Source organism: Methylorubrum rhodinum, assembly GCF_014199935.1.
GTDB classification, from domain to species: domain Bacteria; phylum Pseudomonadota; class Alphaproteobacteria; order Rhizobiales; family Beijerinckiaceae; genus Methylobacterium; species Methylobacterium rhodinum.
Genome location: NZ_JACHOP010000012.1, coordinates 59,096 through 80,772, shown reverse-complemented (window position 1 = coordinate 80,772; position 21,677 = coordinate 59,096). Strand labels below are relative to the sequence as shown.

The 21,677-nt window shown below is 68.6% G+C and carries 16 protein-coding genes and 1 riboswitch; of the genes, 5 read left to right on the top strand and 11 right to left on the bottom strand.

The annotated features are described in order from the left end of the window. The gene (locus HNR00_RS14685) at positions 1-573 is read right to left on the bottom strand and encodes a ubiquinol-cytochrome C chaperone family protein (RefSeq protein ID WP_183570545.1); all 573 of its coding nucleotides are present in this window, start codon (positions 571-573) and stop codon (positions 1-3) included. A 155-nt stretch (positions 574-728) separates the two neighbouring features. On the opposite strand from HNR00_RS14685, the gene HNR00_RS14680 reads away from it, so the two are divergent. Next, positions 729-1,226 (top strand): outer membrane protein assembly factor BamE, encoded by a 498-nt coding sequence (locus tag HNR00_RS14680; RefSeq protein ID WP_183570543.1) that lies wholly within the window; start codon positions 729-731, stop codon positions 1,224-1,226. Here HNR00_RS14680 and HNR00_RS14675 read toward each other — a convergent pair. The 4 genes from HNR00_RS14675 to HNR00_RS14660 all read right to left on the bottom strand — a co-directional run bounded on the left by HNR00_RS14675 (position 1,220) and on the right by HNR00_RS14660 (position 5,274). Continuing rightward, positions 1,220-1,876 (bottom strand): HAD hydrolase-like protein, encoded by a 657-nt coding sequence (locus HNR00_RS14675; protein ID WP_183570542.1) that lies wholly within the window; start codon positions 1,874-1,876, stop codon positions 1,220-1,222. The genes HNR00_RS14680 and HNR00_RS14675 overlap by 7 nt on opposite strands. Positions 1,877-1,949: 73 nt before the next feature. Beyond that, the gene (locus HNR00_RS14670) at positions 1,950-3,038 is read right to left on the bottom strand and encodes an alkene reductase (RefSeq protein WP_183570540.1); all 1,089 of its coding nucleotides are present in this window, start codon (positions 3,036-3,038) and stop codon (positions 1,950-1,952) included. A 188-nt stretch (positions 3,039-3,226) separates the two neighbouring features. Further along, positions 3,227-3,745, bottom strand: a complete 519-nt coding sequence (locus tag HNR00_RS14665) for a GNAT family N-acetyltransferase (protein ID WP_183570538.1) — start codon at positions 3,743-3,745, stop codon at positions 3,227-3,229. Then, the gene (locus tag HNR00_RS14660) at positions 3,718-5,274 is read right to left on the bottom strand and encodes a glucan biosynthesis protein G (protein ID WP_183570536.1); all 1,557 of its coding nucleotides are present in this window, start codon (positions 5,272-5,274) and stop codon (positions 3,718-3,720) included. The genes HNR00_RS14665 and HNR00_RS14660 overlap by 28 nt, the downstream gene beginning before the upstream one ends. A 742-nt stretch (positions 5,275-6,016) precedes the next feature. Between HNR00_RS14660 and HNR00_RS14655 the strand changes: the two genes are divergently transcribed. Together HNR00_RS14655 and HNR00_RS14650 are read left to right on the top strand one after the other, a co-directional pair. After that, on the top strand, positions 6,017-7,183 hold the full coding sequence (locus HNR00_RS14655) for a type III PLP-dependent enzyme (protein ID WP_183570534.1): 1,167 nt from the start codon (positions 6,017-6,019) through the stop codon (positions 7,181-7,183). A 150-nt stretch (positions 7,184-7,333) separates the two neighbouring features. Beyond that, complete coding sequence (locus HNR00_RS14650; protein ID WP_183570532.1) at positions 7,334-7,891, top strand: GNAT family N-acetyltransferase; 558 nt, start codon at positions 7,334-7,336, stop codon at positions 7,889-7,891. 810 nt (positions 7,892-8,701) lie between these two features. Here the strand turns inward: HNR00_RS14650 and HNR00_RS14645 are convergent. From HNR00_RS14645 to HNR00_RS14620, 6 genes are all read right to left on the bottom strand, one after another. After that, positions 8,702-9,667: a DUF6925 family protein gene (locus HNR00_RS14645; protein WP_183570530.1), complete on the bottom strand. Its 966-nt coding sequence runs from the start codon at positions 9,665-9,667 to the stop codon at positions 8,702-8,704. After that, complete coding sequence (locus HNR00_RS14640; protein WP_183570528.1) at positions 9,645-10,460, bottom strand: ABC transporter ATP-binding protein; 816 nt, start codon at positions 10,458-10,460, stop codon at positions 9,645-9,647. The genes HNR00_RS14645 and HNR00_RS14640 overlap by 23 nt, the downstream gene beginning before the upstream one ends. Further along, positions 10,457-11,503 carry a FecCD family ABC transporter permease gene (locus tag HNR00_RS14635; protein ID WP_183570526.1) on the bottom strand — a complete coding sequence of 349 codons (1,047 nt, stop codon included), beginning with the start codon at positions 11,501-11,503 and terminating at the stop codon, positions 10,457-10,459. The genes HNR00_RS14640 and HNR00_RS14635 overlap by 4 nt, the downstream gene beginning before the upstream one ends. After that, positions 11,500-12,345: an ABC transporter substrate-binding protein gene (locus tag HNR00_RS14630; RefSeq protein WP_183570524.1), complete on the bottom strand. Its 846-nt coding sequence runs from the start codon at positions 12,343-12,345 to the stop codon at positions 11,500-11,502. The genes HNR00_RS14635 and HNR00_RS14630 overlap by 4 nt, the downstream gene beginning before the upstream one ends. Positions 12,346-12,352: 7 nt before the next feature. Beyond that, positions 12,353-14,353 carry a TonB-dependent receptor plug domain-containing protein gene (locus HNR00_RS14625; RefSeq protein ID WP_312886063.1) on the bottom strand — a complete coding sequence of 667 codons (2,001 nt, stop codon included), beginning with the start codon at positions 14,351-14,353 and terminating at the stop codon, positions 12,353-12,355. A gap of 122 nt (positions 14,354-14,475) precedes the next feature. Then, a riboswitch (cobalamin riboswitch) is annotated at positions 14,476-14,672 on the bottom strand. Positions 14,673-15,748: 1,076 nt separating this feature from the next. Continuing rightward, a complete protein-coding gene (locus HNR00_RS14620; protein ID WP_183570522.1) occupies positions 15,749-19,474 on the bottom strand; it encodes a vitamin B12-dependent ribonucleotide reductase in 3,726 nt (1,241 codons plus the stop codon). 497 nt (positions 19,475-19,971) lie between these two features. On the opposite strand from HNR00_RS14620, the gene HNR00_RS14615 reads away from it, so the two are divergent. Both HNR00_RS14615 and HNR00_RS14610 read left to right on the top strand, forming a co-directional pair. Further along, positions 19,972-20,388 carry an NADH:ubiquinone oxidoreductase subunit NDUFA12 gene (locus tag HNR00_RS14615; RefSeq protein ID WP_183570520.1) on the top strand — a complete coding sequence of 139 codons (417 nt, stop codon included), beginning with the start codon at positions 19,972-19,974 and terminating at the stop codon, positions 20,386-20,388. A gap of 105 nt (positions 20,389-20,493) precedes the next feature. Continuing rightward, complete coding sequence (locus HNR00_RS14610) at positions 20,494-21,591, top strand: SMP-30/gluconolactonase/LRE family protein (protein ID WP_183570518.1); 1,098 nt, start codon at positions 20,494-20,496, stop codon at positions 21,589-21,591. The last annotated feature ends 86 nt before the right edge of the window (positions 21,592-21,677 follow it).

The following is a 21,677-nucleotide window of genomic DNA, read 5'->3' as shown; positions in this document are numbered from 1 at the left end:
TCAGGCCTCCTGCGGCGTGCCGCGATGGGTGGCGAAGGGGGCCGCGAAGGGGGCGGCGAAGCGGGGCCCCTGCGCCAGCAGGGCGTCGAGATCCTGGCTCCCGAGCGCGTCGGCGCTGGTCCTCACGTAACCTGCGAGCGCGTCCGCCGCCTCCGCCTCGTCCCGCGCCAGCACGTTGCGGGCGAGCGCCGCCGCGAGACCCGGCGCGTCGCCCGCGTCGAGCGCCGTGCCGTAGGCGCCGGCCCGGGCGTAGAACGAGGCGCCGAGCTTCTTGATGCGCTTCGACACGCCCATGTCGCCGACGCCCAATTCGCGCAGGCTCTCGTCGAGCTGCACGAACACCGAATCGATCAGCTCCTGGGCGACCTCGTCGGCGGGCGGCGGAAGGTGTCCGAGGCGGCGCAGCACGAGGATGACGTGCAGGCTCAGCGCCTCGAAGCGCCCCTCCACGGTGTCGGGCACGCCCATCGCCTCGTAGAGGTCGGGCCGGCGCGCCGCCTCGCCGATGCGCTGGTGCAGCGTCCGGATCGCCCGGCGCCTTTCCTGGGCGCGGCGAAAAAACCTTCCGATCATGCCGTCCACCGGATCGGCCGGGCCTGTGGCCGAGCTTGCCTTGTCAAAGCCATATCCCCGCGGTACGGCAACCCTCGACCAGGGTGCAAGTCCGAAGACGCGCGAGGGAAATCGTGCCGCGGACCTTGTCCCGCATGATGGAAACAGGGGGGCCGATGTCGCGCCGTCTCGTCTCGTCGCTCGTCCGCGCGACTGTCCTCGGCACGATCGCGCTCGGCGTCTCGGGCTGCATCGGCGAGGAAATCCGCCACGGCTACCAGATCGACCAGGCCGCGCTCGCCACGGTGAAGCCTGGCCAGAGCGCCGAGCAGGTGCTGCAAATCCTCGGCACGCCGTCGACCGTCTCCACCGTCGGCAACAAGTCCTGGTACTACATCAGCCAGACCACGAGCCGCACGGTGCTGTTCCTCGGCGAGCAGGTGCAGGACCAGAAGGTGACGGCGGTGTACTTCACCCCCGGCATGAAGGTGGAGCGCGTGGCGCTCTACGGCCTGCAGGACGGGCGCGTGTTCGACTTCATCGAGCGCCGGACCCCGTCGAGCGGCGCCGACCGCGCCTTCCTCAGCCAGCTCTTCCGCGGCCTGACCCGCTACGAGCCATTCGGCAGCGGCGCCGGCGCCTCCGTCGTCCCCGGCGCCCGCGCCGGTCAGTAAGCCACGGCTTCGACGATCTCGCCCGGCTCGCCGAACAGGTGGGCCGGCGCCTTTGCCGAAAGCGCCGCGCGCTCGGTGTAGCCCCAGGCGACCGCCCCGAAGGCGCAGCCGGCTTTGGCCGCCGCCTCGGCGTCGCGGATCTCGTCGCCCACCGCCAGCATCCGGCCCGGCGCCACGCCTGCTTCGCGCGCCACCGCCCGCAGATGCCGCGCCTTGCCGAACAGCGCGGCGCCGCAGGCGTAGTGGCGGATGGAGCCACCCGGCTCCCCGAGCGCTCGCCGCACCGTCGCCTCGCCGTTGGAGCTGACCACCGCGAGGCGAACACCCGCAGCATCGAGCGCACCGAGCATCTCCGGCACGCCGGGAAACAGCCGGATCGCGTCGGCGTCGCGCGCCGCGAGCGCGCGCATGTGCCGGGCGATCAGCGGCACCTTCCAGGCCGGAATGCCGAGATCGGCGATGATCGCGCGGGCGCTCATCCTCCGCAGCCGCTCGACCTCGTGGGTTTCCACGCGGCGGAAACGGTACCGGTCGGCCACGCCGTTCAGCACCGAGCAGAACCACGGAAAGGTGTCGGCGAGCGTCCCGTCGAAATCGAAGGCGACGATGCGGTAGGGCGGGGCCTTCGCGCGCGTGACGCTCACCGGCAAACGATCCTCCAAAACGACGACGGCCCCGCTCGCACGGGGCCGTCCTCCGATTCGACCGATCTTCGGGACGGCCTCAGGCCGCCTGCTTCTCCGCCGTCGGGTAGTCGACGTAGCCCTCCGGGCCCTGGCTGTACCAGGTCTTCATGTCGTCCTTGGCGAAGGGCAAGCCCTTGGCGATCCGCTCCGGCAGGTCCGGGTTGGCGATGAACGGGCGGCCGAAGGCGACGGCGTCGGCCTCGCCCGATTCCACCGCGGCCTGGGCGCGCGCGCCGTCGTAGTCGCAGTTCAGGATGACCGGGCCGCGGAAGCGCTCCTTGATGACCGGGGCGACGGGCGGCACGGTGGCCTTGCCGAAGGTGCCGTCCGGGCCCGGCTCGCGCATCTCGATGAAGGCGAGGCCGACGCGGTCCATCATCTCGGCGGCGAGCCCGAAGGTCTCGTGCGGGTTCGAATCGTCCACGCCCTGGATCGGGCCGTTGGGCGAGAACCGGATGCCGGTGCGATCGGCGCCGACCACGCCCGCCACCGCCTGCGCCACCTTGGTCACGAGCCGCACCCGGTTCTCGACCGAGCCGCCGTAGCGGTCGGAGCGCTTGTTCGAGCCGTCGCGGATGAACTCGTCGAGGAGGTAGCCGTTGGCGGCGTGGATCTGCACGCCGTCGAAGCCCGCGGCCACCGCGTTGCGCGCGGCGCGCTCGTAATCGGCGATGAGGCGCGGGATCTCGTCCTCGCGCAGAGCGCGGGCCTTTCCGTAGGGCTTCTTGCCCTCGTAGGTATGGGCCTCGTCGGGTGCCGTCGCCTCGGAGGGGGCGACCGGCGGCTCGCCGCCCAGGAAATCCGGATGGACGAGGTAGCCCATGTGCCAGAGCTGGCTGACGATGCGCCCGCCCCGGTCGTGGACCGCCTTCACCACCGGCTTCCAGGCCTCGACCTGCTCGTCCGACCAGATGCCCGGCGCGTAGGGCCAGCCGAGGCCTTCCTGGCTGATACCGGTGGCCTCCGAGATGATCAGGCCGGCGCCCGCGCGCTGGGCGTAGTACTCGGCCATGAGCGGCGTCGGCACGTGGGCACGGGTGGACCGGCCACGGGTGAGCGGGGCCATCAGGATGCGGTTCGGCAGCGCGATGGCGCCCAGCGTGATCGGATCGAACAGGTTCGGCATTCGGCTCTCTTCGGGATTTGGGCGCTGCCGGCCGGGAGACGGGAGCTTCGGGGCCGGGAGACGCGGGTAAGTACCCGCAACGTGGCCCCATCGGCCAGGTCTGCCAGTGCGCTGGCGCACGTCGTCGGTTGCGTCGCAGCGTGGGCAGAGATGGAAGCGCGCTGTCGAGCCTGCGGTTCCGGCGGTGCTCAGTCCGGGGCGAGCGCCTTCTCGTAGCACCACGCCTCCATGCCGTCCTCGTAATAGTCCGGCTTGGTCCCGTAGCGGGTGTAGCCGTGCCGCTCGTAGAGGCGGATGCCGGCGCCGTTGTCGGCCCGTACCTCCAGCCGCAGCCGGGTGCGGCCGTGATCGCGGGCGTCGGCCTCCGCCGCGTCGAGCAGCAGGGCGCCGAGGCCGTGGCCGGCCCGCGCCGGGGCGACGGCGATCGAGGAGAGCCGGGCGACGCCGCTGTTGCGCCGCCGCTCCAGGGTCGCGGCGCCGACCAAGATGTCCTCGCCGCCATCCCGCGCCAGCGCCACCAGCAGGCTCATGCTGGCCGAGCGGATCGCGTGGCGGATCGCCCGGCGCTCGGCCCGGTCGGTGGCGAAGGCGGCGTGCTCCAGGGCGACCAGCGCGTCGAGGTCCGCCGGCACGGCCGGGCGGATCGTCACCGCGAGCCCGTCGGCGTGGTCTTCGCGGCTCACGCCGCGCTCCAGGGGAAGGTCCATGTCTCGGTCAGCGCGTTCCCGCCCGCGTCGCGCAGGTAGAGGCGCAACTCCGTGGTGCCCGGCGCATCGAGGCGTATGTCGAGCGCCGCGCGAAACCCTCCGACATGCGGGTTCGGCACGATCGAGGTGGCGACGATCCGCCCTACGCTCGTGCTCGCCACCACCTCCGGCGGGGGCGCCCCGGTTGGGCGCTGGGCCAGCGCGCCGCCGCCGAAATCGATGAGGAAGCGCCGGGCGAGCCGGCCCTCCGGGTCGCCCTCCTTACGCGCCGCGCCGCTCGCCGCGGGCGTGGCCAGGAAGGTGTTGGCGACCTGCCCGTTCGGGTGGAGGCTTTCGCCGCCGACCGCGCGGATGCGGTAGGCCAGCCGCGCCGGCTGTCCGACCGGGTAGGGCACCTTCGGCCGCCAGAACGCGACGATGTTGTCGGCGGTCTCGTTGTCGGTCGGCAGTTCGACCAGCACGACGCTTCCCTCGCCCCAATCGCCCTCGGGCTCGACGAAGTAGCCGGGACGGCGTTCGTAGCCGGCCTCCAGATCCTGGTAGCTGGCAAAGGACCGGTCGCGCTGCATCAGCCCGAAGCCCTTCGGCGAGGCGACCGAGAAGGTCGCGACGCGCCGCTCCCGCGGGTTGTCGAGGGGCCGCCACAGCCACTCGCCCGAGCTCGCCGCGATCTGGAGGCCATCGGAATCGTGCAGTTCCGGCCGATAATCGTCGCTGTGGCCCCGATCCGTTTCGCCGATGAAATACATGGAGGTGAGCGGCGCGAGGCCCGCATCGTTCAGGTCGCGCCGCGGAAACAGCGTCGCGGTCACCGCCACGGTGGTCTCAGGGCCCGGCCGCACGGTGAAGCGGTAGGCCCCGGTCTGCGACGGCCCGTCGAGGAGGGCGTGGATCGTGCAGGTGCCGGGCTCGCCCTCCGCCTCGATCCAGAAGGCGCGGAAGGCCGGGAATTCCTCCGGCCCGCCCTTCGCTTCCGTGTTCACGGCCAATGCCCGCGCCGACAGGCCGTAAAGCTGATCTTGGCCGAGAAAACGAAAGTAGCTCGCGCCGACGAAGACGATCAGCTCGTCGATCACGTCCGGCCGGTTGAGCGCGGTGTGCAGGCGAATGCCGGCAAATCCCAGATCCTTCGGCAGGGCTGCGTCGAGCTTGGTCCGGCCGAGATCGAACAGCGCCGGATCGTAGGCGATCGGCGTGGCCATCCCGGCCTTCACGAGGCTCACCGCCACGGGCCGCGGATAGAGGAAGCCGAGGTGGAACAGTTGCAGCCGGAAGCGCCCGTCGGCACCGACCGGGAAGGCGCGGTCCGGCCGGAAGCGGATGTCGCGCCACGCATCGTAATCGAGCTTGGCCAGCACCTCGGGCAACGGCGGCACCGCGGCGTCGAACGGCGCGGCGGCGAGTCTTTTGGCTTCCGCCTCCACCGTCTCGAAGCCGAAGGGCGTCGCCTGCCCCCATGCGAGGGCGGGCAGGCCGGCCAAGCCGGCGGCGAGGCCTGAGACGACGGCACGGCGGGACGGCTCGGTCATGACTCCCTTCGGCTCGCATGTCGGCCCGCCCGAAGGCGCGGGCCAAGCTTCGGCCCGGTTCAATGGACCGTCCCGACGGGCTTGAAAAGGGTTGTCCTCCGCGGCGTTCCGGACGCCGGGAGGAGCGTACGCATGATCCGCGAAACTTCAGCCGGCAATGGGAGTGATGCGCGGCTGCCACGATCGCGTGAGGATAGGGAAGCGCCGGCTAAGGATGTGAGAAACCGCTTGTTTCCAGCCGGCACGATGCGTATATCCGCCTCGCCCAATTTCGCACGTGCCTGTGGCCGCGTGCCGGTTGGTGGGCATCCGGTCAACTGCCGGACAGCCGCCAGGGGTCTTAAAGGATCGATGGTCGCAAGGGGTGGATCCCTACGGCCGGCATCCGGGTGGCGACACCAGACCTCAACAACAACCGGCAGCCGGAGGCGAAACCGGCGAACCCCGCTCTCCACGGGGGACGCAGCTTAAAGCAACGACGAACGGGCTTTTTTGGTCTCGTCGGCCCTCCAAAGGCCGACACCGAAGAGGCTTGTTTCTCCTTGCCCGGCGTGCGGTTGGGGTTCCCCCATCCAATCCACGGCAGCTTCCGGGTGCTCTGCACTCGTGGCCGATCCCGCGTCTCCAAAGCGCGTGGACGGACGCGACGCATCGCCCCCTGACGCCGACGATCCGCGAGGGTCGTCACGATTCGATTCTCGCGCCCCAGACGGCGCCCTCGAACCTGTGGTGGGGACGACCAATGACCGATCGCATCCGCGATTACCTGCGCGCGCGCCGTGACCTCGGCCGGGACGAGGGTCCGGTGATGGTGCTCGACCTCGAAGTCGTGCGCGAGAATTTTTCGCAGTTCGCCCGCGCTCTGCCCGATACCCGCGTGTTCTACGCCGTGAAGGCGAACCCGGCCGCGGAAGTGCTGCGGCTGCTCGCCGAGCTGGGCTCCTGCTTCGACACCGCGTCGGTCGCCGAGATCGAGATGGCGCTGGCGGCCGGCGCCACGGCGGATCGCATCTCGTTCGGCAACACCATCAAGAAGGAGCGCGACGTGGTGCGCGCGCTCAAGCTCGGCATCCGCCTCTTCGCGGTCGATTGCCAGGCGGAAGTGGACAAGATCGTCCGCGCCGCCGAGGCGGCGGGCGTCGAGGCGTCCGAGGTTCAGGTGTTCTGCCGCATCCTCTGCGACGGTGCGGGTGCCGACTGGCCGCTCTCCCGCAAATTCGGCTGCGAACCGGAGATGGCGGTCAATGTGCTGGAGCATGCCCACCGGCACGGCCTCGACGCCTACGGCGTGTCGTTCCACGTCGGTTCGCAGCAGGCCAACACCGAAGCCTGGGACGGGGCGCTCGCCTCCGCCTCCATGATCTTCCAGGAATGCGCGCTGCGGGGCATCGGCCTGTCGATGGTCAATCTCGGCGGCGGCTTCCCGACCAAGTACCTCAAGCAGGTGCCGGGCGTGGAGAGCTACGGCGACGCGATCTTCCGCGCGCTCACCAAGCATTTTGGCAACCGCATTCCGGAGACCATCATCGAGCCGGGCCGCGGCATGGTCGGCAATGCCGGGTTGATCGAGGCCGAGGTCGTGCTGGTCTCGAAGAAGTCGGAAGCGGACGACGAGGTGCGCTGGGTCTATCTCGACATCGGCAAGTTCGGCGGTCTCGCCGAGACCATGGACGAGTCGATCCGCTACGCGATCAAGACCGCCCACGACGAGGACCGGATGGCGCCTTGCGTCGTCGCCGGCCCGACCTGCGACTCGGTCGACGTGCTCTACGAGAAGAACCACTACCCGCTGCCGGTCTCCCTCTCGATCGGCGACAAGGTGTGGATCGAGGGCGCGGGCGCCTACACCACGACCTACGCGGCGGTCGCCTTCAACGGCTTCCCGCCGCTCGAACAGATCGTGATCTGAACGCCGCCCTCAGGCTTCGTTCACGCTTTTTCCGCCAAGAAACCCGCGTGCCCCACGGGGCGCGCTCGTCGATGTGTCCCGGACGGCCTGCCGCGTGCAGGTGCGAGGGCTGTTTCTTCCCGCCTGTCGGCGCGTTGGGAGGGTACGGCCGTGATCCAGATCCGTGATGAGATCGCCTCGGACGTCGCCGTGCGCGAGCGCCTGCTCGACGCCTGCTTCGGCCCGGCCCGCTTCCTGAAGACGTCGCAGCGCCTGCGCGAGGGCCGCCTGCCCGCACGCGGCCTCGCCGTGACGGCCGTGCATGGCGAGAAACTCGTCGGCACCGTGCGGCTGTGGGAGGTCGCGGCGGGCTGCGGCCGTCCCGCGCTGCTGCTCGGACCGCTCGCGGTCGATCCGAGCCTGCAGGGCGCGGGCCTCGGCGGCGCTCTGATGCGCCGTGCGCTGACCCGAGCGGCCGAACTCGGCCACGGCGCCGTGCTGCTCGTGGGCGATGCACCCTACTATGCCCGCTTCGGTTTCACCGGAGAGCGGGCGGCGGGCCTCGCCATGCCCGGCCCGTTCGAGCGCGAACGCTTCCTCGGCCTCGACCTGATTCCGGGCGCCCTCGACGGCGCCGAGGGCGTGCTGCACGCCACCGGCCGCCTCGCGCCTCTTCCAGAGATCGCCGCCGAGGCCGCCGGAGCCGCGGCACGACGACAGGCTGCCTGAGGCCGCGTTCGGCGGTCGGTCTTCGCCGCCGGACTGACGGCGTCGCTCCGATCGCCTGAGCCGCGAGCGTCCGTTCCGCCGGCGCTCGCGGTGACGGAGCGGGCGTCCTCGCGATCCGTTGGCAGGGGAACCGGGACCGGCTCCCCGTCATGTGGCGGACGGGAGGTTCGCCCGCAAAAGGCCAGATCTTCAGCTCCGTCTGGCAATAGAATGGCCCGCATAGGGGAGGAATGTCGGCCCGCGCTCGGAGGGCCGGCGGCGACCGGATCGCGCCGGTAGAACGTCGCCTCGACCACGACAGGGTCGAAGGCTGGTGCCAGACTGGCGCGTGTGAGGCGGCCCTTTGAAGTTAAAAGGATGCACGCCCCGGGCGCTTGCGAGGTCGACCACCGACCCGTATGTCGCGTTGAACCGGCGCCGCTCCTCGTGCGGCACCCTGTCGACCGGCGTCCGCGTCACGCAGTTCACCGTTCGCTGCAACGGTGGCGCCCCGACCTCGATCAACTCCTCAACGACGAGCCAGATGGTCCCCGGATCCTTGGCGCCGTTGTCGGAGGGAAGCCGAAACCCGGATCCATCGTGCCGAGGTGGGCGAGACCCACGCCCAGGCCGAACGACCCATGGATGACCGAATGCAGGACCCGCTGGGCTCGGCCGTCCCAACCTTTGCGGCGCACCTCCCAATAGACCTGCCGGACGTCGTCCAGTGTCAGGTGACCCCAGCCATCCAGCGGGTCGAAACCACGCGCATAAGTCGTCCTGCCCGCCCCGGGACAGCCGATCAGGCCGATCACCCGCTGACGGCCCGGCTCAACCGTGGTCGGCGACGGCCTCATCCTCGTCGGCCTCGGGATCGGCCTCGACGACCTCGCCGCGTAGGAAGCGGGCCTGAACCTCGGCCACGCGTCGGGCGCCGTGCACGTGACGGCTCGAAATCCGACTGTCCGGACTATGCTCCCCGCCTTGTTTGAGCGCGAGCAGGTCCGGATCGCCCCAGCGGTCGAGCAGGACCTGGAAGGCTTCGTACCGGGCGGCGTCGAAGGCGATCCGCTGGCCCAGCATGTCCTTGTAGGGGTGAGCCGGATGGAGGGCGGCGCAGGGCACCCACCCCGCCGGGATCGGCGTCGTCGCCGCATGCGTGCGCCCGCTCCGCAGGAGCTTGGGCAGGACGTGGGTGTGCGGCCCCTCCGGGCTCGTGCCGCCGGGGCCCGGGATCGGGGCATAGACCTCGATGCGCCCGACCTTCGCCAGGAACACACGGTGCGGGCTCATCGCGACGAGGTGGCGACCGATGGGGTTCGCATGGTCGAACAGGGGGCGCCCGATGCCCGAGCGGAGACAGGCGATCGACTCCGGGTCGCTCGTGCGCACGCAGGCATCGACCGCGAGAAGGTCGAGCCCGAGATCGAACAGAACGGCATCCCGGTCCCGCTCGCGGGCGGCCTCCCGGTCCGGACCGAGTTCGGTCACCACGCCGCGCCGGTTCATGGCGCAGGCAGCCTCCGGCAGGCAGAGGGCCACGGCATGGTTCCAGCCGGAGGCGACCGAGGTCTCGTAAGCGACGGGGCGCAGGTCGGGGCCGGGGCTCAGGGCGATGGCGCCGCGCTCGGTCGCCATGCCGAGACGGTCGTCCGGCAGGCCCGAGACCGCCTCGTCCGGGTCGCGCATGAACTCGGCGATGGCGCCGAAGCTGCCGAGGCTCCAGGCGGTGCCGGGGTCGGCCAGGGCCTCGCGCAGCAGGTCCGTGACCGCATCAGCCTGGGATGATGACGCCATCGTTTGTCTCCTCTGTCGCCCTGGAACGTGCCCAGGGCAGGATATATCGGGTCCCGTCCGCCGCTCGCCCCCGCTCCGCCGTCACGCCGAACACGCGGGCGAGCAGGGAATCGGTCAGCGCCTCCTCCGGCGGGCCGTCCGCGACGAGCCGGCCGCCGGACAGCACGACGATCCGGTCGCAGAACCGGGCCGCGAGCGCGAGGTCGTGCAGGACGGCGACCACGCCGGTGCCGTCGCGCGACGCGGCGCGTAGCAATGACATGGCATCGAGCTGGTGGGCGGGGTCGAGTGCCGTGACCGGTTCGTCGACAAGAAGCCATTCGGCTTCGACCGCGAGCGCCCGCGCGAGCAGCGCACGCATGCGCTCGCCCGAGGATAGGGTCGGCTCGCTCCGGTCGGCGAGGTGCGCGACATCGGTGCGCTCCATCGCTCGCGCGACGGCGACCGCGTCGGCGTCCGAGAACCCGGTGAAGGCACGCCGGTGCGGCAGGCGACCGAGCGTCACGATCTCGCGCACACGCATCGGCCAGCCGATACCGGCGCCCTGGAACAGGGCGGCGATGCGGCGGGCCCGTTCGTCGCGGTGCAAGTCGGACAGCGCGCGGCCTTCGAGGGTGACGCGGCCCCGGGCCGGCGTGACCAAAGCCGCCAGGACGCGCAAGAGCGTGGTCTTGCCGGCGCCGTTCGGCCCGACGAGCCCGACGAAGCGGCCTCGCTCCAGCACGAGGTCGATGTCCGACAGGATCGTCCGGCCATCGAGCGTGACCCGGACGTCGTGGAGGCCGAGGCTCATGCCCGCCTCCCGCGGTTGCGCAGCAGCAGCACGATCAGGAACGGCGCCCCGACGAGCGCGGTCACCACGCCGAGCTTCAGCTCGGGCCGGGTGGCCAGCAGGCGCACGCCGATGTCGGCGGCGAGCACGAGGACCGCGCCGGCGAGGCCGCTCGGCAACAGGTTGGCACCGGGCCGCGCCCCGACGAGCGGACGCATCAGGTGCGGCACCACGAGGCCGACGAAACCGATGGCGCCGGAGACCGCCACTCCGCTGCCGACGGCAAGCGCCGCGCCGGTGACGAGGCGCAGCCGCACCGAGACGAGGTTGATCCCCAGGCTCGCGGCGGTGTCCTCGCCGAGGGTGAGGGCGTCGAGCGCGGAACCGGTCGAGAGCATCAGGCCCCAGCCGATCACCATCAGCGGCAGGCAGAGGAGAACATGGTCCAGGCTGCGGTCGGCCAGCGAGCCCATCAGCCAGAACACGATCTCCAGGGCCGCGTAGGGGTTCGGCGACAGGTTGAGCGCCAGCGCGGTCAGGGCGCCGGCGAGGCTCGACAGGCCGACGCCGGCGAGGATCAGCCCGAGGGTGGAACTGCCGCGGGCCGCGAGCGCGTTGAGGAGCAGCGCCGCCACGCCCGCGCCGACGATGCCGCCGAGCGGCAGGGCGAGGCTCAGCGAGGCGGCGAGACCGCCGTAGAAGACGAGCACGGCGCCGAGCGCCGCCGCCGAGGAGATGCCGAGGATGCCGGGATCGGCGAGCGGGTTCCGCAGATAGCCCTGCATCGCCGCGCCGGTCAGGCCGAGGCTGAAACCCACGAGGCCACCCAGCAGCGCCCGCGGGATGCGCAGCTCCCACAGCACCAGGGCCGGCAGCGTGGTCCGGCCCGCGATGAGATCCGCGAACGCGGCCGGCACGTCGAAGGGCGCGTAGCCGATGGCGACCGACGCGAGCGTCAGGGCCAGGACCGCGACGCCGAGGACGGCGACGACGGCACGGCGGACCCGAGGCGTGTCGAGGCGCCGGTAAACGGGATCGGCGATGGCACGAACCGGCGCGTTCATGGCCGAGGCGCCCGCGCGTTCGCGGCCGCCGCCAGCCGCGCCACGACCTCGGCGACTTGGGGCCCCGGGCAGGTCCAGAACCGGTTCGGGATGGCGACCGTCCGGCCCTTAGCCGCGAGCGCCCGGAAGACGGGATGGTGCAGGAGCGTGTCGGCCAGCGAAGGCAGGCCCGGCGCTCCCTCGTCCACCACGATCAGGTCCGCGTTCGCGAGCGCGGCGGCCTCAAGAGGCACCTGCCCGAAGCGGTCGCGTCCGATCTCGGCCGCGACGTTGACGAGGCCGGCGGCGCGAATGAGCGCGTCGCCGAGGCCGCCGGGCGCGACCGTGAAGGCGTTCGGACGCATGACGAGGGCCCGCAGCGGCCGTGGCGCGGGCGTGATGGCGCCGAGCCGGGCATCGAGGTCCGCCACCATCGCCTCGCCGCGTTCAGGGTGCCCGAGCGCTTCCGCGACCTGCCGGATCTGGGCGCGCACGCCGTCGAGGTCGGTCGGCACGCCGAGTTCGAGCACGGGCGCGCCGACGCGCTTGAGCATGCCGACGGTCGCGCGCGTCGTGAAGGCGCCCGCGATGACGAGGTCGGGCCGCAGCGCGACGACCTCTTCGATGAGGCCGCGCGTCACGGGGATGCCGACAGCCTTCTCAGCGACCGTCGATCCGCGCGGATCGCGGGCCAGGAAGGTCACGGCCAGAACCTGATCCCGATCAGCGAGCCGCAGCACGAGTTCGTCCGCGCAGAGGTTCATCGAAACCACGCGGACAGACGCTTCGGCCGTGTCGGCGGCACGGGCCGCGGGCACGGCGGCCAGAAGGGCCGCAAGTGCGAGGATCGCCCGCGCCGTCACCGTCACCTCAGAAGCTGGTCAGGCGCACGCCGCCGTAGACGGCGAGCCCCGGCCCGAGGAATCCGGTCGGGTTCTCGTAGCGCTGATCGAACAGGTTATCGATCCGCCCGAACACACTGACCGTCTCGGAGACATTGTAGCTGGCGGCGAGATTGAGGATCGCGAAGCCTGGATTGCGGACGCGCGAGAAGTTGGCGTCGCGTGCGCCGTCGACGAACGAGCCGAGCACGATCAGCGTGCCGCTCAGGGTCAGGCCCGGCATCGGGGTCCAGATCGCCGTCGCGCTGCCCTTGTGGCGGGGGCGGCGCAGCAGTTCCCGGCCGTTCACGTCGTCCTTCGACACCGTGTTGGTGTAGTCGATCCGGCCCGACAGGGTGTCGGTGAACTGCACCGCAAGGAAGGCCTCCGCCCCGTAGGTCTCGGCGCGGCCGATATTCACGTTGGTGAAGACGAAGGTTCTGGGGTCGAACGTGCCCTGGATCAAATTCCGAAAATCGTTGGCGAAGTAGGTCGCGCCCGCGAGCACGCGCTCGCCGAAGGGCTGCTCGAAGCCGGCGTCGTAGCCGAAGCTCTCCTCGGGCCGCAGGTTCGGGTTGCCCTTCTGGCCGAAGGCCGGGATGTCCACGAAGAGCTGGTTCAGGGTCGGGGCCTTGAAGCCGGTGCCGACGCTGCCCTTGAGGCGCGTGCCCGTGCCGGGGACGAGGTAGCTCGGCGCCACGCGATAGGTCGTGGCCGGGCCGAAGGCGTCGTTCTCGTCGTGGCGCAGGTTGGCCACGAGGAAGGCGCCGTCGAACGGCGTCAGCTGCACCTCGCCGTAGCTGGCGGTGTTGCCGTTGCGGGCGGTGACGACGCTGTTCGGATTGTTCGTGAAGAGGCGCTCCTCGTCGCGCTGGGCTCCGAACAGGACGAGATTTCCGGGCGAGAATTCGTAGTCGCCGCGATACTCGTATCGCAGCCGCTCACCGAGATTGTTCGAGTCGGCCGACGTCGCCAGCGGATTGTAGATATTCTGGAATTGCCGATTGTAAAGGTTCGAGTAATTGATGGCGAAGACGTTGTGGAAGCCGGGCAGCGGCGTCCACTCGGCCTCGTTGCGGGTGAAGACTTGCTGTACGTCCGCCTGATTGCGCAGGACGCCCGCGGCGAAATCCGGTTGGAATTCATCATTGACGTAGCGGTCGTTGCTGAAGCGCAGCTTCGAATTGATGAAGCGGGTGATCGAGTTGACCCGGAACGTGTCGGTGAACTGATAGCCGAAGCGGGCCGAGACGGTCTCGTTGTCGTAGAAGTTCGGGTAGACCGGGTTGCCGGGCCGCACGAGGTCGGGCGGCGTCACCGGGGTCGCGGCGGCGCGCAGATGCGAGACCGACACCGCGTAGTCGAACCCGCCCTCCGCGCCCGAGATGCGGCCGTACTGGTTGAAGGTGCCGAACGAGCCGCCCTCGACCTTGGCGACCGCGCGGGCCGGCCGCTCGCCGCGGCGCGTGGTGAGGGCGATCACGCCGCCGATGGCGTCCGAGCCGTAGAGGCCGCTCTGGGGGCCGCGCAGCACCTCGATGCGCGACAGGTCCTCGGTGAGGAGCTGGCCGAAATCGAACGAGCCGTTGGGATTCGACGGGTCGGTCGCGTCGATGCCGTCGATCAGCACCTTGGTGTGGTTGGAGTTGGCGCCGCGGATGAAGACGGAGGTCTGGCCGCCGGGTCCGCCCGTCTGCACGACGTTGAGGCCCGGCACCTGCTGCAGCGCGTCCGGGACGGTGCGGCGCTGCTGCTGTTCGAGCGTCCGCGCGGTCAGCACGGTCACGCTCGATCCGACCTGCGCGGTCGGCGTCGGCACGCCGGTGGCCGCGACCGAGATCTCGTCGAGGGTGGTCGCGACGCCGGCCGGTGCGCCGGCAAAGGGCGCCGCGGTCTGCTGGGCATGGGCGAAGGTGGCGGCGAGCAGCGCCGATCCGGCGCAGGACAGCGCCAGCACGCTCCGGAGCGCGGAACCAAGGGGATGGGGCACGGGAGACAAGCCTCGGGCGACGGCAGTGGCACGTCACCGCGAACGAGGCCTCAGCGTTCGCGTCCCGACACGGATCACGGCGCTTCGACACCCGCCAGGACACCCCGCCCGACGCGTTTCGCGTGTGACCACGACTGACGGCAGGTCTCCTGGCTCGCGGGTCGCTGCCCTCTCACCGTCTTCCCGGGCGAGGCTGCCCAGTGACATGGTGGCGGAAGGCTCGCCGCTTACAGTTGCGGGGGCAGCCGCGGCATCGGGCTTTCGCCCTCACCGCGTTCCCTTTTGATCCCCGAGGGGAACCGTCGAGTCGGTGGTATTTGAGGCTGCGCGGCCGCGTCAATATGGTTTGCGGCAATTCCTCTCACCGTATCGTTCCGGCCGCACTCGTCCCTGAGCTACCGGCCGCCCGCGCCCGTCAGCTTCCCCCACCTGGCCTTCCGGCTACCCATGGCAGCGGCCGTGCAGTAGCCTCTCACGGCTCGGTCCAAAATACCGGTCAGGTCACACGCCGACTTCGACAAGCGTGGTGCCGATCACGAGCACCCCGTCGTGCCGCCGCAGGTGCCGCACTTCAGACAGATGCCGTTGCGGACCAGCGTGAAGTTCGCACCTTTTGGGCAGGCCTTGCAAGTAGGAAGCTAATACTTGAATATGAAGTTCTTTGATTTGTCGGAATTGCTTTTCTTTACGTATCGAATCGCGCTAGTAATTTACGTTTGAGCAGTCGTCACATTTCTGGTAATTCAGAATTTCTAAGACGCGGCGACTTCTGCATTTGAAGCAAATACGACTCAAGTCGTGCTTTGGGCCAAAATGGTGGCTTTTTGACTGCGAAACCAATTCAAACCGCCGTTTAATAGTATCGTCTGGCACTCTGCAATAGAAATCACAGTAATCAAACAATTCCTTCATGCTTGAAAATCCGCTTACTGCCCCTTCTGACAACAGAAATATATCTGCGAAATTATTAGCCTGATCCTCAACGAAGTATTCTCTTTCGACAAATCTGTCATCATCTTCGTTGTATGGAGAAAAATCGAAGTTATCGTCTTTGTACTAGCACATGTAACCTGTTTCATGTGCTAGTACAAATCGTGGCAATGCTAATTTCGCTTTGCTATCGGACCATATGTCCTCTCGAACGTGTAAATTCATTGAAGAATATTTTTTGCTCAGGTCAACCTTAGCTGGTTCAGCCATTCGCGTGGCGGGAATGACATGAGTCGCAAGCCTTCCTTTGCAGCTGTCTCTCAATGGTCCGTCTATAAAGTCATTTATACAAAAGTCGATAGAGTCTCGCAAGTTGCCAAGCTCGCGAGCTCGCTCCGCCTCACGATTAATGTCGGAGTATGAACGGCGCTTAGTAGTGTAGGTCCGTGCCATACTCCGTTACTTTCACGAACAGCCAGTCGTGCTGCCGCAGGTGTCACACTTCATGCACGTACCATTCCTCACCAAGGTAAAGTTGGCGCATTCAGGGCATGCCTCTCCCACATACCCTTTCAATTTTGCTTCGGTTCTTCTGAATTCCTTCGACAGCATAGGCTCAGCTTGGGGCGCGGTGAAGGGAAGGGTAACAGTCCTATCATCTTCGCGAGGCTTAAGTGCTGTTGCACCGAACACCGCGTGGACCGCGCCGCCCGCCGGAGCCGTCTGGCCGGTCGATGGTGCGGCGACGCCCACCGTGGCACCCGAGGGACCGCCCTGGATCAGGGTGAGCCGGTCGGCCGAGCCGCGCAGCAGGCCGCGGGAGACCACCGCGGAGGCCGCCGGGGCGGGCTTGGCCGATTCGCGGGTGGTGTCGCCCTCGCCGCCGCCGAGCACCGTGCCGCCGATCTCGGCTGGGTTGACGTGGGCCAGATCCGTGCGGCCGAGATAGGACACGGCCAGCTCCCGGAACACGTAGTCGAGGAGCGAGGTCGCGTTCTTGATCGCGTCGTTGCCCTGCACGAAGCCCGCCGGCTCGAACCGGGTGAAGGTGAAGGCCTCGACGTATTCCTCCAGCGGCACGCCGTATTGCAGGCCGAGCGAGATCGCGATGGCGAAGTTGTTCATCAGGCTCCGGAAGGTCGCGCCCTCCTTGTGCATGTCGATGAAGATCTCGCCGAGCCGCCCGTCCTCGTACTCGCCGGTGCGCAGATAGACCTTGTGCCCGCCGACGACCGCCTTCTGGGTGTACCCTTTCCGCCGGTCAGGCATCTTCTCCCGCGAGCGGATGCGCTCGATCCGCTCGATGACGCGCTCGACGATCTTTTCCGCCGCGATCGACGCCTTGGCGGCGGCCGGGGCTTGGATGATCGCTTCGAGCGCGTCCTCGGCCTCGTCCTCCTCGTCGGCGATCAGCGCCGCGTTGAGCGGCTGCGACAGCTTCGAGCCGTCGCGGTAGAGGGCGTTCGCCTTGAGCGCCAAGCGCCAGGACATCAGGTAGGCGGCCTTGCAGTCCTCCACCGTGGCATCGTTGGGCATGTTGATGGTCTTGGAGATCGCCCCCGAGATGAAGGGCTGTGCCGCCGCCATCATGCGGATGTGGCTCTCGACCGAGAGGTAGCGCTTGCCGGTGCGTCCGCACGGGTTGGCGCAATCGAACACCGCGTAGTGCTCACGCTTGAGGAACGGCGCGCCCTCCAGCGTCATCGCCCCGCAGACATGGGTGTTGGCGGCCTCGATGTCCTTCTTGGAGAAGCCGAGGAAGGGCAGCAACTCGAAGGTCGGGTCGGCCAGCTTCTCGGCGGGCACCTTGAGGGTGTCCTTCAAGAAGTCGTCGCCGAGCGTCCAGCGGTTGAACACGAACTTGATGTCGAAGGCTGAACGTAGGCCGGCTTCCACCGCCGCGATCTTCTCATCCGAAAAGCCCTTGGCGCGAAGCGAACCGGGGTTGATCGCGGGCGCCTGACCCATCGAGCCGTGGCCGACGGCGTAGGCCTCGATCTCGGCGATCTCGGCCTCGCGGTAGCCGAGCGCCCGCAGGGCGTCGGGCGCCGCCTGGTTGATGATCTTGAAGTAGCCGCCGCCCGCGAGCTTCTTGAACTTCACCAGGGCGAAGTCGGGCTCGATGCCGGTGGTGTCGCAATCCATCACGAGGCCGATCGTGCCGGTCGGCGCGATCACGGTGGCCTGCGCGTTGCGGTAGCCGTGCTGCTCGCCGAGGCTCAGCGCCCGATCCCAGGCCGCCCTGGCGTGCGCGCCGAGATCGCCCTGCGGGATGTTGGCGTGGTCGAGCGGCACGGGGGCGACGTTGAGGCCCTCGTAGCCCTGGGCCTCGCCGTGGGCCGCGCGGCGGTGGTTGCGGATCACCCGCAGCATGTGGGCGGCGTTCTGCGGGTATTCCGAGAAGGTGCCGAGTTCCTTCGCCATCTCGGCGGAGGTGGCGTAGGCCACGCCCGTCATGATCGCAGTCAGCGCCCCGGCGAGCGCCCGGCCCTTATCGGAATCGTAGGGCAGGCCCATCGTCATCAGCAGGCCGCCGATATTGGCGTAGCCGAGGCCCAGCGTGCGGTACTTGTAGGAGAGCTCGGCGATCTCCTTCGACGGGAACTGCGCCATCATCACCGAGATCTCGAGCACCACCGTCCAGAGGCGGTTGAGGTGCTCGAACGCCTCCACGTCGAAATGCTTCGTGGCGCGGTCGTACATCGTCAGCAGGTTGGCCGAGGCCAGGTTGCAGGCGGTGTCGTCGAGGAACATGTACTCGGAGCACGGGTTCGAGGCCCGGATCCGCCCACCGGTCGGGCAGGTGTGCCAGTCGTTCATCGTCGTGTTGAAGTGCAGGCCCGGATCGGCCGACGCCCAGGCGGCCTCACCGATCTTTTCCCACAGCTCGCGGGCCTTCACGGTCTTGGTGACCTTGCCTGTGGTGCGGGCGGTGAGCGCCCAATCCTCGTCGGCTGCCACCGCGCGCAAGAACTCGTCGGTCAGGGAGACCGAGTTGTTGGAGTTCTGGCCGGCGACGGTGAGGTAGGCTTCCGAATCCCAATCGGTGTCATAGACCGGGAATTCGATCTTGACGAAGCCCTGCTTGGCGAATTGCACCACGCGCTTGATGTAGGCGTCGGGCACCATCGCCTTGCGGGCGGCCTTGATCTCGCGCTTGAGCGCCGGGTTGCGCTCGGGATCGAAGCAGGCGTCGCCCTCGGCCTCGCACTGAGTGCAGGCCTTCATCACCGCGGTGAGGTGCTTGGAGACGACCTTGGAGCCGGTGACGAGGGCAGCGACCTTCTGCTCCTCCTTCACCTTCCAGTCGATGAAGGCCTCGATGTCCGGGTGGTCGATATCGACGATCACCATCTTGGCGGCGCGTCGCGTCGTGCCGCCGGACTTGATCGCGCCCGCCGCGCGGTCGCCGATCTTGAGGAACGACATCAGGCCCGACGACTTGCCGCCGCCGCCGAGCTTCTCGTTTTCCGCACGCAGCATCGAGAAGTTGGAGCCGGTGCCGGAGCCGTACTTGAACAGGCGCGCCTCGCGCACCCACAGGTCCATGATGCCGCCCTCGTTGACGAGGTCGTCCTGCACGCCCTGGATGAAGCAGGCATGCGGCTGCGGGTGCTCGTAGCTTGACGCCGACTTGGTGAGTTCGCCGGTGCGGTAGTCGCAGTAATAGTGGCCCTGGCTCGGACCATCGATGCCGTAGGCCCAGTGCAGGCCGGTGTTGAACCATTGCGGCGAGTTCGGCGCCACCATCTGGCGGGCGAGCATGAAGCGCAACTCGTCTTGGAACGCGGAGGCGTCCTCCTCGGAGGAGAAGTAGCCGCCCTTCCAGCCCCAATAGGTCCAGCAGCCGGCCAGCCGATCGAACACCTGCGTCGAGGAGATCTCGGAGACGAAGCGCTCGTCCTCGGGCAACGCGGCGAGCGCGGCCTCGTCGGGGACCGAGCGCCATAGGAACGAGGGAACGCTGTTCTCCTCGATCCTTTTCAGGCGGGCCGGGACGCCGGCCTTGCGAAAATACTTCTGCGCCAGCACGTCGGCGGCGACCTGGCTCCAGCTCTCGGGCACCGAGATGCCGGCGAGCCGGAAGACGACCGAGCCGTCGGGGTTGCGGATCTCGCTCACCGCCTCGCGAAAGGCGATCGAAGCGTAGGGGGACTGGCCGGCCGTGGTGTAGCGCCGCTCGAACCGCATGAATCATTTCCCCATGAGACGCGTGAAAGCGCCCGGAGCGGATGGTGCCGCACCGTGTCAGGATGGAAAGCAGGATGTCCGCTCCGGCCGCGTGACGCGCACACGAAACCGTTCGATCGATGTGCGGACCGGGGTTTGGGACCCGGCGCCGACCCGTCCGAAGCGATGCCCGAACCTTAACGCCCGGCTGCCTCTGACGTCAATAACTAGTGCCGGCTACCCGTGTTCCTCGCTAGATGTAGTGGTTGGCGGCATAATCCTGTGGATATCGCGGCCGTCCCGCTAAGTGCCGTTTTCGTCTGTCGGAATCGCCGGCGAAAAATTTTGGATTCACAGGCAACCGCACCGGCCCGGAAGGCCACATGGTGAACGGGCGTTCGGAACTCCGGCCGCGTGCCGAAAATGCGACAGATGCGCGGTCTCGCTGGACGGCGCGTGCGGGCTGCCGCATAACGCGCGCATCCGTGAACGAGCCGGCCTGCGGGCCGGGAGGAACCATGGCCCTCAAGGACACGCTGCTGCGCATCTTCACGTGGTGGAACGGGCAGACCGTGTCGCTCGCGCTCATCACCGCGCGCAGCGGGCAGTTCGTCGGCACGGACGAACTCGGCAACAAGTACTACAAGGCACTGGGGCCCCTGATCGACCGCTCGGTCGGCCCGGAGCGGCGCTGGGTGGTCTATAACGGCTACGCCGACGCCTCCCGCGTGCCCCCCGGCTGGCGCGCGTGGCTGTGCCACAACGGCGATGTCCCCCCGAGCGAGGAGGATTACCGCCCGCGCGAGTGGCAGAAGCCCCACGAAGAGAACCTCACCGGCACGGCCGCCGCCTACCGGCCGAAGGGCTCGCAGCTCTCCTGGGGCGCGCGGCCCGCCGCGACCGGCGACTACGTGCCGTGGACGCCGGGCGAGTAAGAGACCGCGAGTCAGCGATTCCGTGATCGCTCAGGCGCAGCCCTGAACTGAACCGATCCGGGGCTCCGGCCTTTCCCTCCACGAACCGGTGGGAGGGATCTTTCGATGCGCGCGATCACGATGGCGGCCCTGCTGTGCCTCGGCGCGGGCGTGGCGCAGGCGCAGGAAGCCGACACGCAGGCCCCGGCCGAACTGACGCCGGTCCTGCAATCCGAAAGCCTCGTCTTCAACGGCATCACCCGCACCCGGGACGGGCGGCTGTTTTCGCCGTTCCAGCGCCAGCAGAAGGACAAGGGGATCCAGCTCGGTGAGTGGATCGACGGAAAGCCGCAAGCCTATCCGGACACCGCCTGGAACAGCTGGAAGACCGGCGACGACGCGGCAAAAGCGTTCGTCGGCGCCAACGCGATCCGCATCGGGCCGGACGGCGACCTGTGGGTGGTCGACAAGGGGGCGGCCGAACTCGGCGGGGCGCCGCTGCCCGGCGGGCCGAAGCTGGTGCAGATCGACCTTTCCGCCAACAAGGTCCGCAAGGTCTTTTCGCTCGGTGGCGCGACCACCCAAAAGAGCTTCATCGACGATTTCCGGTTCAACGGCCGCAAGGTCTATCTCACGGATGCCGGACAGCCCGGCCTCATCGTGCTCGATCTCGACGACGGGTCGCTGCGGCGCGTGCTCGAAGGGCATCCCTCCACGGTGGCGCAGCGCCCGCTCACCGGCGAGAACAAGGTGCTGCTGAGCGAGAAGGACCAGCCGATCGCGATCCACGCCGATCAGCTCGAAGTCTCACCGGACCGGAAATGGTTCTACTATCAGGCCTGCACCGGCCCGCTCTACCGCATCGAGACCAAATGGCTCGACGACAAGAGCGTGAGCGACGCGGAACGGGGCCAGCACATAGAGCTGTTCGCCGCCACCGTCTCGACCGGTGGCACGGCGATCGATGCCGACGGCAACATCTACGCCTCCGATACGGACCGTCTCCGCATCCTCAAGTTCGCGCCCGACGGCAGCCAGAGCACGCTGGTGCAGGACCCGCGGCTGGTGTGGGGCGACGCGATGTGGATCGACGAGGAGGGCGGGTTGTGGATTCCTGCCGCGCAGATGAATCGCAGCAAGGCGATGAACGGCGGCACGAACAAGATCGCGTTTCCGACCACGATCTTCCGCATGGCCATCGGAGCCAAGCCCGTGCGGAATTGACGGCGGACGCGGCCATCGCCCTTTTTCCACCACCCTTGCGGTGTTCAGACGACCGATCCGCTTTTCGGGCCGACCGGCCGTTCGAA

Excerpts from the sequence above, each read along its gene's own strand:
- HNR00_RS14640 (WP_183570528.1), bottom strand. The coding sequence starts at position 10,460 with ATGAGCCTCGGCCTCCACGACGTCCGGGTCACGCTCGATGGCCGGACG.
- HNR00_RS14620 (WP_183570522.1), bottom strand. The coding sequence starts at position 19,474 with ATGCGGTTCGAGCGGCGCTACACCACGGCCGGCCAGTCCCCCTACGCT.
- HNR00_RS14685 (WP_183570545.1), bottom strand. The coding sequence starts at position 573 with ATGATCGGAAGGTTTTTTCGCCGCGCCCAGGAAAGGCGCCGGGCGATC.
- HNR00_RS14665 (WP_183570538.1), bottom strand. The coding sequence starts at position 3,745 with ATGGACCTTCCCCTGGAGCGCGGCGTGAGCCGCGAAGACCACGCCGAC.
- HNR00_RS14660 (WP_183570536.1), bottom strand. The coding sequence starts at position 5,274 with ATGACCGAGCCGTCCCGCCGTGCCGTCGTCTCAGGCCTCGCCGCCGGC.
- HNR00_RS14655 (WP_183570534.1), top strand. The coding sequence starts at position 6,017 with ATGACCGATCGCATCCGCGATTACCTGCGCGCGCGCCGTGACCTCGGC.
- HNR00_RS14615 (WP_183570520.1), top strand. The coding sequence starts at position 19,972 with ATGGCCCTCAAGGACACGCTGCTGCGCATCTTCACGTGGTGGAACGGG.
- HNR00_RS14670 (WP_183570540.1), bottom strand. The coding sequence starts at position 3,038 with ATGCCGAACCTGTTCGATCCGATCACGCTGGGCGCCATCGCGCTGCCG.
- HNR00_RS14610 (WP_183570518.1), top strand. The coding sequence starts at position 20,494 with ATGCGCGCGATCACGATGGCGGCCCTGCTGTGCCTCGGCGCGGGCGTG.
- HNR00_RS14645 (WP_183570530.1), bottom strand. The coding sequence starts at position 9,667 with ATGGCGTCATCATCCCAGGCTGATGCGGTCACGGACCTGCTGCGCGAG.
- HNR00_RS14635 (WP_183570526.1), bottom strand. The coding sequence starts at position 11,503 with ATGAACGCGCCGGTTCGTGCCATCGCCGATCCCGTTTACCGGCGCCTC.
- HNR00_RS14680 (WP_183570543.1), top strand. The coding sequence starts at position 729 with ATGTCGCGCCGTCTCGTCTCGTCGCTCGTCCGCGCGACTGTCCTCGGC.